This window comes from Streptomyces sp. RP5T (assembly GCF_003933965.1).
Lineage (GTDB): Bacteria > Actinomycetota > Actinomycetes > Streptomycetales > Streptomycetaceae > Streptomyces.
This window is the reverse complement of record NZ_RSAJ01000265.1, coordinates 1-11,153: the sequence shown is the minus strand read 5'-3', so window position 1 is coordinate 11,153 and position 11,153 is coordinate 1. Positions and strand designations below refer to the sequence as shown.

7 protein-coding genes are annotated in these 11,153 nt (G+C 71.2%); 3 read left to right on the top strand and 4 right to left on the bottom strand.

Going from position 1 to position 11,153, the window contains the following annotated elements:
• On the bottom strand, positions 1–265 hold a 265-nt coding region (locus tag EHS43_RS25230; protein WP_125193050.1), incomplete at its 3' end, for a GntR family transcriptional regulator.
• 168 nt (positions 266–433) lie between these two features.
• Here EHS43_RS25230 and EHS43_RS25225 point away from each other — a divergent pair.
• Positions 434–1,870 (top strand): amino acid permease, encoded by a 1,437-nt coding sequence (locus EHS43_RS25225; protein WP_260470697.1) that lies wholly within the window; start codon positions 434–436, stop codon positions 1,868–1,870.
• A 764-nt stretch (positions 1,871–2,634) separates the two neighbouring features.
• Here the strand turns inward: EHS43_RS25225 and EHS43_RS25220 are convergent.
• Positions 2,635–3,792, bottom strand: coding sequence for a phosphatidylserine/phosphatidylglycerophosphate/cardiolipin synthase family protein (locus tag EHS43_RS25220; RefSeq protein WP_125193051.1), 1,158 nt, complete (start codon positions 3,790–3,792; stop codon positions 2,635–2,637).
• Between the two features lie 250 nt (positions 3,793–4,042).
• On the opposite strand from EHS43_RS25220, the gene EHS43_RS25215 reads away from it, so the two are divergent.
• Positions 4,043–5,224 (top strand): pyridoxal phosphate-dependent aminotransferase, encoded by a 1,182-nt coding sequence (locus EHS43_RS25215; protein WP_125193048.1) that lies wholly within the window; start codon positions 4,043–4,045, stop codon positions 5,222–5,224.
• 45 nt (positions 5,225–5,269) lie between these two features.
• Here EHS43_RS25215 and katG read toward each other — a convergent pair whose 3' ends face one another.
• Both katG and EHS43_RS25205 read right to left on the bottom strand, forming a co-directional pair.
• On the bottom strand, positions 5,270–7,486 hold the full coding sequence (gene katG / locus EHS43_RS25210) for a catalase/peroxidase HPI (protein ID WP_125193047.1): 2,217 nt from the start codon (positions 7,484–7,486) through the stop codon (positions 5,270–5,272).
• 24 nt (positions 7,487–7,510) lie between these two features.
• On the bottom strand, positions 7,511–7,957 hold the full coding sequence (locus tag EHS43_RS25205; RefSeq protein WP_125193046.1) for a Fur family transcriptional regulator: 447 nt from the start codon (positions 7,955–7,957) through the stop codon (positions 7,511–7,513).
• A gap of 227 nt (positions 7,958–8,184) precedes the next feature.
• Here EHS43_RS25205 and EHS43_RS25200 point away from each other — a divergent pair.
• Positions 8,185–11,153, top strand: a 2,969-nt coding sequence (locus EHS43_RS25200) for a molybdopterin-dependent oxidoreductase (protein ID WP_260470696.1), incomplete at its 3' end; no start/stop codon positions are given.

The window sequence follows — 11,153 nt, the reverse complement described above, 5'->3', positions numbered from 1 at the left end:
CGAGCAGACCGTCCTGGCACATGGCCTCCAGCGCCCGGCGCACGGTGATCTCGCTGATGCCCAGTTCCTCGGCGAGGACGCCCGCGTCCGGCAGCCGGTCGCCCGGTGACACGGACCGCAGACGCAGCCGCAGGGCGATGCGGGAGCGGACGAGCTCGGCGCCGGTGGGGCCCCGGCCGGCCAGCACACGGGTGTCCCACACCCCGCCGACCTGCGCGGGCGCCGGCTGGTTGTAGGGCCCGAACTTGCCCGCTGCGTTCACCACGACGCCACCCTAACGGCCTGCTGAGCGCGGTTACGGGGGTCGGTGGCATGACGTGCTCTGCATGTACGGAAAATAGAGCAAGGTGAACACTTAAACAAGACTGTTTTTTTGGATCCTACTGAACTAATTTCCCGGTCACCGTCCCCAACTCCCCTCATGGATGTCGCGATGACCGCAACGATCACCCAGAGTCCGCCCGACGAGCAGGGGCTGAAGCCCGGGCTCAAGAACCGCCACCTGTCGATGATCGCGATCGGGGGTGTCATCGGCGCCGGTCTGTTCGTCGGCTCCGGCTCCGGCATCGCCGCCGCGGGGCCCGGCATCCTGATCTCGTACGCCCTCGTCGGCGTCCTGGTCGTCCTCGTGATGCGCATGCTCGGCGAGATGGCCGCGGCCAACCCGACCTCGGGCTCGTTCTCCGCCTACGCGGACCGCGCGCTCGGCCGCTGGGCCGGCTTCACCATCGGCTGGCTGTACTGGTTCTTCTGGGTCGTGGTGCTCGCCGTCGAGGCGACCGCCGGGGCGAAGATCCTGGCGGGCTGGATACCGGCGGTCCCGCAGTGGGGCTGGGCTCTGATCGTCATGGTCGTCCTCACCGCCACCAACCTGGCCTCGGTCAGCTCCTACGGCGAGTTCGAGTTCTGGTTCGCGGGCATCAAGGTCGTCGCGATCGGCGCGTTCATCGTGGTCGGCGGTCTCGCGATCTTCGGGCTGCTGCCCGGTTCGGACCACCCGGCATCGGGCTTCTCCAACCTCACGGCGCACGGCGGCTTCCTGCCCAACGGGCCCGGAGCGATCCTCACCGGCGTCCTGATGGTCGTCTTCTCCTTCATGGGCAGCGAGATCGTCACCCTCGCGGCCGGCGAGACCGCCGACCCCCGCGCCGCCGTCACCAAGGCCACCAACAGCGTGATCTGGCGGATCGCGGTGTTCTACCTGGGCTCGATCCTGATCGTGGTGTCCCTGCTGCGCTGGGACGACCCGGCCATCCTCAAGGACGGCTCGTACGTCGCCGCCCTGAGCTCCATCGGGATCCCGCACGCCGGCCAGATCATGAACGCCATCGTGCTGACCTCGGTGCTCTCCTGCCTCAACTCCGGCCTGTACACGGCCTCCCGGATGGCCTTCTCGCTCGGCCGCCGCAGCGACGCCCCGGCCGCGTTCGGGCGGACCACCGGCCGCGGGGTGCCCCAGGCGGCCATCCTGGCGTCGGTGGTCTTCGGCTTCGTCGCGGTCGCCTTCAACTACCTGTGGCCCGACACGGTCTTCCAGTTCCTGCTCAACTCCTCCGGCGCGATCGCCCTGTTCGTCTGGCTGGTGATCTGCTTCTCCCAGTTGCGGATGCGCAGGATCATCCAGCGGGAGTCGCCGGAGAAGCTGGTCGTGAGGATGTGGCTGTACCCCTACCTGACCTGGGCCACCATCGCCCTGATCACCTTCGTGCTGGGCTACATGCTCACCGATACGGCCGACGGCGGCGGCCGCGACCAGGTCGTCCTGTCCACGCTGGTGGCGCTGGCCGTGGTGGTCTTCGCGGTGGTACGCCAGCGCAGGACGGCGGCCCGCAACGGCACCCACACGCCGGACCGCACCACGGTGTCCTAGGGGGTTCAGGGGGTCTAAGGGTCCAGGGGGTCCAAGGGGCCCGAGGGACTCAGGAAGCCCATCCGCCCCCGCGGTGGTGGCACGCGCATCTCCCGCCGTGCCACCACCACGGCATCGAGGCTTCCGGCTCGCCCGAACCACCGCCGTCCGAACGCCGCGACCGGTGGCATGGCGGCCAGGCCCGCCGTGTCCGCTTCGCGCCGGGCGGCCGCGGAAACGACATCCGCCCCGAGGTGCCGGCCGATGACGCGGTCCCCACCACGGGCCCGGGTCACGCCCCTGGCGACATCGCCGGTAGTGCCCCCTTGCCCGGTCCGCCGACGTCCTGACCGCGAAGTCGCGCCACACGGCCTTGCCCGGGTCCCGCTCCCGCACGCCCCGGCCGTCGGCCGGCACGGCCCTCACGTCCGAGCCCGGCACCGCCCCGATGTGGATCTCGCGTTTCGCTGCGTACCAGGGCCGTGGCAGCGCCCCGGACCGGCCGGTCCGCGCCGCTGCGGTGCATGGCGCAAGGCGCCCGACGGAAGACGTCAGGACAGCTATACCCCGGCCACAGGACACCGGGCCCTCCGACGAGGATCAGGCCGTGCCGACCGCCCGGTCACCCGCGGGCCCCCACCGCGTCCGGACCAGCGCCCCGGTCCGGTCCGTGCCGCGGTCTCGCCGGACGGGCCGGACGGTCACCGGTGTCCGTCGCGAGGCCGCCCACCGTCGGGCCGTGCGACCCCCTGGGTCGCGTCACAGGTGGGTCGAGACCCCGTCGTTCACAAGAAGCGCCGGATCGGGACGACCGCGGCTTCCTCGACGCGTCGCAGCACGGACCGCCGTCGCCACCGCTGGAGGTCGATGTCCTCGCTGCGCTCGACGTCCGCCTCGTAGTCCCGGTCGAGGACGGCGGTGAACTCCTCGTCCAGGACGGCGAGCATCACCTCTTCGTCGTGGTCCATGGACCGGCGGTTGAAATTGGTGGACCCGATGAGGGAGGCCACCGAGTCCACGGTGATGATCTTGGCGTGCATCATGGTCGGCTGGTACTGACGTATGCGCACACCGGCCCGCAGCAGACGTGTGTAGTGGTGCTGGCCGGCCAGCAGACAGGCGCGCTGGTCGGTGTGGGGACCGGGCAGCAGGATCTCGACCCGCACGCCCCGACGAGCGGTCTCGCACAGCAGGTCGATGAAGTAGTCGTCCGGGGCGAAGTAGGCGGTGGCCAGCCGGAAGCGTTCCTCGGCGGAGCTGAGCATGATCCGGATGAGGGTCTGCATGTCCTGCCAGCCGATGCTCGCGGAGCCCCGGACGACCTGCACCACCGACGAGCCCGCCTGCGGGTGTTCCGTGAAGCGGTCGCGGGTGTCGAAGAGCTCCTCGTGGCACTCCGCCCAGTTCTGCGCGAACGCGGCCGCGATGCCGTCGACGGCCGGACCGCGCACCTGGACATGCGTGTCCCGCCATTCGGCGGGGTTGCGCGCGTCGCCGCACCATTCCTCCGCGATGCCGACGCCGCCGGTGAAGGCGGTGTCCTCGTCCACGACGAGCGCCTTGCGATGGCAGCGGTGGTTCTGCTTGAACGGCGACAGCCACGCGGGCTTGCGGAACCAGGCCACCTGCACGCCCGCGGTGCTCATGAGGTCCAGCAACCCCCGCTCGATCTCCTTGGCGCCGAAGCCGTCGAGCAACAGGCGGACCCGTACCCCCGCGCGGGCCCGCTCGGCCAGCGCGCCGGCGAAGTCGTGGGCTATCTGCCCCCGCCAGTACACGAACGTCATCATGTCGATGGTGTGCCGGGCCGACCGGATCGCCCCGAGCATCGCGGGGAAGATCTGATCGCCGTTGCGCAGGGGTACCAGGTCGTTGCCCTCGGTGGCGGCCACGCCGATCAGCCGTTCCAGGCGCCGGCGCAGCCGCTGCTTGCGTGCCGCCAGGTCGGGAGCGGGGTCATGTGCGGGAGGTGCGGGTCTGTCACCGAGTGTTGTCACGCAAGATCTCCGAACGGGTCGCGGTACGGGAACGTCACGGGCTGCCGGGCGAGCCCGAACAACCGCCTTCCCGGTCGCCGCCGCGGCACACGATTACCCGGGCCCCGGGTTCCTGCGGCACGATGTCGCTGACGCACCGCCCGAGAGCGTGGCCCCTCTGGAGCCCTCGACCACATCACCTCAGGAGGCCCGCAGCATGAGGATCTCGCAGCGCGCCCAGTCCGTCTCGCCGTTCTACGCGATGGAGTTCGGCAAGCACGCGGCGGCGCTGGAGGCGCAGGGCCACCACGTTGTCAAGCTCAGCCTGGGCGAACCGGACTTCGGGGCGCCACCGGCGGTGCTCGACGCGCTCCGGGAGGCCGTGGGCAGCAGGCCGATGAGCTACACCGGAGCGCTCGGGCTGCCCGAGCTCCGGCAGGCGATAGCGCGGTTCTACGGCGATCAGCACGGTGTCGAGGTCGATCCGGGCCGGGTCGTCGTGACCGCCGGGGCCTCGGCCGCGCTGGTGCTGGGCGCCGCCGCGCTCGTGGATCCCGGGGACGAGGTGCTCATCGCCGACCCCTCGTACCCCTGCAACCGGCAGATCGCCGAGAGCTTCGGGGCGCGGGTCACCCTCGTGCCCACCTCGGCACGATCCCGGTACCAGCTGGACACCGCCTCCGTGCGCTCGCACTGGACGGACCGCACCCGCGGGATCATGGTCGCGAGTCCCTCCAACCCGACCGGCACCTCCGTCCCGGCCGACGAGCTGGCCGCGATCTGCGAGCTCGCCCGGGAGCGGGACGCGTGGCGGATCGTCGACGAGATCTACCTCGACCTCGGCGATCACGGCGAGCACGGTCGGCCGCCGCGCAGTGTGCTGTCGTACGACCAGGAAGCGGTCGTGATCAACAGCTTCTCCAAGTACTTCGGGATGACCGGCTGGCGGCTGGGCTGGTGCGTGGTGCCCGAGGCGCTGGTGCCCGCGCTGGAGCGGCTCGCGCAGAACTACATGATCTGTGCCTCCACCCCCGCCCAGCACGCCGCGCTCGCCTGCTTCACGCCCGAGTCCCTCGCCGTGTGCGAGGAACGGCGGGCCGAGTTCGGGCGGCGGCGGGCCCTCGTCCTCGACGGGCTCGCGCAGATCGGGCTGCCGGTGCCGGTGCCGCCCGACGGGGCGTTCTACGTCTACTTCGACGTCAGCGGCACCGGGCTCACCTCGTGGGAGTTCTGCGGCCGGGCGCTCCAGGATGCCCAGGTCGCGCTCACCCCGGGGCGGGACTTCGGGGTGGGCACCGCCGACACGCACGTACGGCTGTCCTACGCGGCCTCGGCCGGGGAACTGCGCGAGGGGATCGCGCGGCTCGGGAAGTTCGTCGCCGGGCTGCCGCGGGCATGAAGGGGGGCCGGTCCCCGAAGGAACCGGCCCCCCTTACTCAGACGCTCAGACCAGGTCGAAGCGGTCCAGGTTCGAGACCTTGACCCACGCGTCGACGAAGTCCTTCACGAACTTCTCCTTCGCGTCGTCGCTCGCGTAGACCTCGGCGAGCGCGCGCAGCTCGGAGTTGGAGCCGAAGACCAGGTCGGCACGGGTGCCGGTCCACTTCAGCTTGCCCGTCGCCGCGTCGCGGCCCTCGAAGGCGCTCTGGTCCTCGGAGGTGGACTTCCACTCCGTGCCCAGGTCGAGCAGGTTGACGAAGAAGTCGTTGGTCAGGACGCCCGGACGGTCGGTGAAGACGCCGTGCGCCGTGCCGCCCTGGTTGGCGCCGAGGACGCGCAGACCGCCGACGAGGACGGTCATCTCGGGGGCGCTCAGGGTGAGCAGGTTGGCGCGGTCGAGCAGCAGGTACTCGGCCGGCAGGCGGTTGCCCTTGCCGACGTAGTTGCGGAAGCCGTCCGCGACCGGTTCCAGGGCGGCGAAGGACTCGACGTCGGTGTGCTCCTCGGTCGCGTCCACGCGGCCCGGGGTGAAGGGAACCTCCACCGCGACGCCGGCGTCCTTGGCGGCCTTCTCGACCGCCGCGGCACCCGCGAGGACGATCAGGTCGGCCAGGGAGACCTTCTTGGCACCGGTGTTGAACTCGGCCTGGACGCCCTCCAGGACGCGCAGCACCTGCGCGAGCTGCTCGGGGTCGTTGACCTCCCAGCCGCGCTGCGGCTCCAGGCGGATGCGGGCACCGTTGGCGCCGCCGCGCTTGTCGCTGCCGCGGAAGGTGGACGCCGAGGCCCACGCGGTGGAGACGAGCTGCGAGACCGTGAGGCCGGTCTCCAGGACCTTGGCCTTCAGGGCCGCGACGTCGGCGGCGTCGATGGACTCGCCCTCCGCCTGCGGCAGCGGGTCCTGCCACAGCAGGGTCTCCGACGGGACCTCCGGGCCGAGGTACAGGGACTTCGGGCCCAGGTCACGGTGGGTCAGCTTGTACCAGGCACGGGCGAAGGCCTCCGCGAACTGGTCCGGGTTCTCGTGGAAGCGCTTGGAGATCTCGCCGTAGATCGGGTCGAAGCGCAGCGAGAGGTCGGTGGTGAGCATCGTGGGCCGACGCTTCTTCGACGGGTCGTGGGCGTCCGGGATGATCTCCTCGGAGTCCTTGGCCACCCACTGGTTGGCACCGGCGGGGCTCTGGGTGAGCTCCCACTCGTAGCCGAAGAGGATGTCGAAGAAGTCGTTGCTCCACTGGGTGGGCTTGGTGGTCCAGGTGACCTCGAGACCGGAGGTGATGGCGTCGCCGCCCTTGCCGGTGCCGTAGGTGGACTTCCAGCCCAGGCCCTGCTCCTCCATGGAGGCGGCCTCGGGGTCGTTGCCGACCGCGTCGGCCGGGCCCGCGCCGTGGGTCTTGCCGAAGGTGTGGCCACCGGCGATGAGGGCGACGGTCTCCTCGTCGTTCATCGCCATGCGGCGGAAGGTCTCACGGATGTCGCGGGCCGCGGCCAGCGGGTCCGGGTTGCCGTTGGGGCCCTCGGGGTTGACGTAGATGAGGCCCATCTGGACCGCGCCGAGCGGGTTCTCCAGCTCGCGGTCGCCGGTGTAGCGCTGGTCGTCGAGCCAGGTGGTCTCGGGACCCCAGTAGACGTCCTCGTCGGCCTCCCAGACGTCGGCACGGCCGCCGCCGAAGCCGAAGGTCTCGAAGCCCATCGTCTCCAGGGCGACGTTGCCGGTGAGGATCATGAGGTCGGCCCAGGAGATGGACTGGCCGTACTTCTTCTTGACCGGCCACAGCAGACGGCGGGCCTTGTCCAGGTTGCCGTTGTCCGGCCAGCTGTTCAGCGGCGCGAAGCGCTGCTGGCCGCGGCCGCCACCGCCGCGGCCGTCGCTGATGCGGTAGGTGCCGGCGCTGTGCCAGGCCATCCGGATCATCAGCGGGCCGTAGTTGCCGAAGTCGGCCGGCCACCAGTCCTGCGAGGTGGTCAGCACCTCGGCGATGTCCCGTTTCACGGCGTCCAGGTCGAGGGCCTGGAAGGCCGCGGCGTAGTCGAAGTCCGCGCCGAGCGGGTTCGCCACGACGGGGTCCTTGGCGAGGATCTTCAGGTTCAGGCGCTCCGGCCACCACTGGCGGTTGCCGCCGCCCTGGGTCGGGTGCGGGGCGCGCCCGTGCGCGACCGGGCAGCCGCCGAAGCCCTCGGGCTTGGGGTCGGTGACGATTGCGTCGTGGTTCTCAGACATGTCAGTCCTTCCGAACTGGGTGGATCACGGTGCTGAAGTAAGCCTTTGGGGGGAGCAGTCGGGGCACAGGCCCCAGTAGATGACCTCGGCCTCGTCGATGGAGAAGCCGCGGTCGTCGGAAGCCGTCAGGCAGGGCGCGTGACCGACAGCACAGTCGACGTCGACGACGGTCCCGCACGACCGGCAGACCAGGTGGTGGTGGTTGTCCCCGACCCGTCCCTCGAACCGTGCCGGGCTGCCGGGCGGTTCGAGCCGGCGCACGAGACCCGCCGCGGTGAGCGAGTGCAGGGCCTCGTACACGGCCTGGAGGGATATGTGGCCGAGGCGGTCGCGCACTCCCGTGGCGATCGCGTCGGCCGCGAGGTGGTCACCGGCCCGGACGGTCTCGAGCAGTGCGACGCGCGCGGCCGTCACCCGCAGGCCGGCACCGCGCAGCTCATCGGCGGTGTTCGGAAGCTGGGGGGCGGTCATGGGGACCAACCTACCCCCACAAACACGAATGGTTCAAGAAATGGAACTGTTCCAAGTCTGTGGCGCGTCGGATCCCCGCCGCACCACCGCGCGGAGGCGCTCACAACCCTCCCCGGTCAGGTGTGCGGGCGGTGTAACCCCTGATGAACGGCTCGGGAGACATCCGTGTAATGGGCATTTCGTACCGTCGGTGGAGATCGAACCGGCTGAGCTCAGGAGGCGCGCCCGTGGTGCGGACGGTGTGCTCGTACTGCGGTGTGGGCTGCGGCCTGGTCCTCGACATCGGGCCGGGCCCGGACGGACGGCGTACGGTCCTGAAGGCGTCCGGTGACAAGCAGCACCCCGCCAACTTCGGCAGGCTCTGCACCAAGGGCGCCACCACCGCCGACCTGCTGGCCGCGCCCGGACGGCTGACCACGGCCCTGGTGCGGCCCGAGCGCGGCGAGGAGCCGGTGCCGCAGGCCGTCGGCACGGCGATCACCGAGACGGCCCGGCGGCTGCGGGAGATCGTCGACGAGCACGGCCCTGACGCGGTCGCGCTCTACGTCTCCGGTCAGATGAGCCTGGAGGCGCAGTACCTGGCGAACAAACTCGCCAAGGGATTCCTGCGCACCAACCAGATCGAGTCGAACTCCCGGCTGTGCATGGCGAGCGCCGGCACCGGCTACAAGCTGTCGCTGGGCGCGGACGGCCCGCCCGGCTCGTACCAGGACTTCGAGAAGGCCGACCTGTTCCTCGTCATCGGCTCCAACATGGCAGACTGCCACCCGATCCTCTTCCTGCGCATGATGGAACGGGTGAAGTCGGCGGGCGCCAAGGTGATCGTCGTCGACCCGCGGCGCACCGCGACCGCCGAGAAGGCGGACCTGTTCCTCCAGATCGAGCCGGGCACCGACCTCGCGCTGCTCAACGGCCTGCTGTACCTGCTGCACGAGAACGGCGACACCGACCCCGGCTTCATCGCCGCGCACACCGAGGGCTGGGAGGCGATGCCGGAGTTCCTCGCCGACTACCCGCCCGCCGCGGTGTCCGGGACGACGGGCATCCCCGAGCGGGACATCCGGGAGGCGGCCCGGCTGATCGGGGCGGCCGGCGAGTGGATGAGCCTGTGGACCATGGGGCTCAACCAGTCCACCCACGGCACCTGGAACACCAACGCCCTGGTCAACCTGCACCTCGCCACCGGCGCCATCTGCCGCCCCGGCAGCGGCCCCTTCTCCCTCACCGGCCAGCCCAACGCCATGGGCGGCCGCGAGATGGGCTACATGGGCCCGGGCCTGCCCGGCCAGCGATCCGTCCTGGTCGACGAGGAGCGGGCCTTCGTCGAGGAGCTGTGGGAGCTGCCCCCGGGCACCCTGCGCGCCGACGGCGTCGGCAAGGGCACGGTCGAGATGTTCCGGAAGATGGCCGAGGGCGAGATCAAGGCCTGCTGGATCATCTGCACCAACCCGGTCGCCTCCGTCGCGGGCCGCCGCACGGTCATCGAGGGCCTGGAAGCCGCCGAGTTCGTCGTCACCCAGGACGTCTTCGCCGACACCGAGACCAACGCGTACGCCGATGTCGTGCTCCCCGGCGCGCTGTGGACGGAGGGCGAGGGCGTCTTCGTCAACAGCGAGCGCAACCTCACCCTGACACCGGCGGTGGCCGACCCGCCCGGCGAGGCCATGCCGGACTGGCGGATCATCGCGGCCGTCGCGTGCGAGATGGGCTACGAGAAGGGGTTCTCGTACGACAGCGCCGAGGACGTCTTCGAGGAGATCCGGCGGGCCTGGAACCCGAAGACCGGATGGGACCTGCGCGGGGTCACCTACGAGCGGCTGCGGTCGACGCCGGTGCAGTGGCCTGCGGCGAGCGAGGACGGGCCCGACCGCAACCCCGTCCGGTACGTGGGGGAGGACGGCACGCTCCGCTTCCCCACGGCGAGCGGGCGGGGCGTCTTCCACGCCAGGCCGCACATTCCGCCGGCCGAGATGCCGGACGACGACTACCCCTTCGTCCTGAACACCGGGCGGCTCCAGCACCAGTGGCACACACTGACCAAGACGGCGAAGGTCGCGAAGCTCAACAAGCTGAACCCCGGGCCGTTCGTGGAGCTGCATCCGCAGGACGCGGCGGCCCTGGGAGTGGCCGAGGGCGACTCCGTCGAGGTGGCCTCGCGACGCGGGCGGGCCGTGCTGCCGGCGGTGGTGACGGACCGGGTGCGGCCGGGGTGCTGCTTCGCGCCCTTCCACTGGAACGACCTGTTCGGGGAGTACCTGAGCGTCAACGCGGTGACGAACGACGCCGTCGATCCGCTGTCGTTCCAGCCGGAGTTCAAGGTGTGCGCGGTGTCGCTGACGCGGGTGCCGACGCCGGTGGCCCTGCGGACCCCGGGGGCAGCGGTGGCTCCGGTGGCGTCCCCGGTTGCGTCTTCGGTTCCGGTTCCGGTCACAGGGCAGGCGTCCGCGGCCGCGTCGGTCTTCGGTCTCGACCCCGCCCCGCCGCCTGTGCTCACCGCGCGGGAGCGCCAGTACCTGGTCGCCTTCCTCGCCGGGGTCCCGGCCGGGGCGCCCGGGGTTCCGGTGCTGCCGCCCGACGCGCCCTTCAGCCCCGAGCACGCCCTGTGGGTGAACGGCACACTCGCCGGGATGTACTCCCGGGCGGCGAGCACACAGCCCGCCGCCACACAGCCCGCCGCCACACAGTCCCCGGCCGTACAGCCGTCGGCCGTACCGTCACCGGTCACCGCCCCGCGCCGGCAGGTCGTCATCCTGTGGGCCTCACAGACCGGCAACGCCGAGGAGTTCGCCGCCGCCACCGCCGAACGGCTCACCACGGTCGGCCACAGCACCTCCCTGGTCGGCATGGACCAGGCCGACCTCGGTGAACTGCCGCCCGGCGCCGACCTGTTGCTGATCACCAGCACCTTCGGCGACGGCGACGCCCCGGACAACGGCAGCGGCTTCTGGGAGACCCTGGCCGACCCCGGCACCCCTCGTCTGGAGGGCCGGCGGTACGCGGTGCTGGCCTTCGGTGACTCCTCGTACGACGACTTCTGCGGACACGGCCGCCGCCTCGACCAGCGCCTCGGCGAACTGGGCGCGCTGCGGCTCGCCCCCCGCACGGACTGCGAGCCGGACTTCGAGGACGCGGCGCACGGGTGGCTGGACCAGGTGCTGACGGCGCTGACCGGCACACCGGCGCCCGGCCCCCAGGC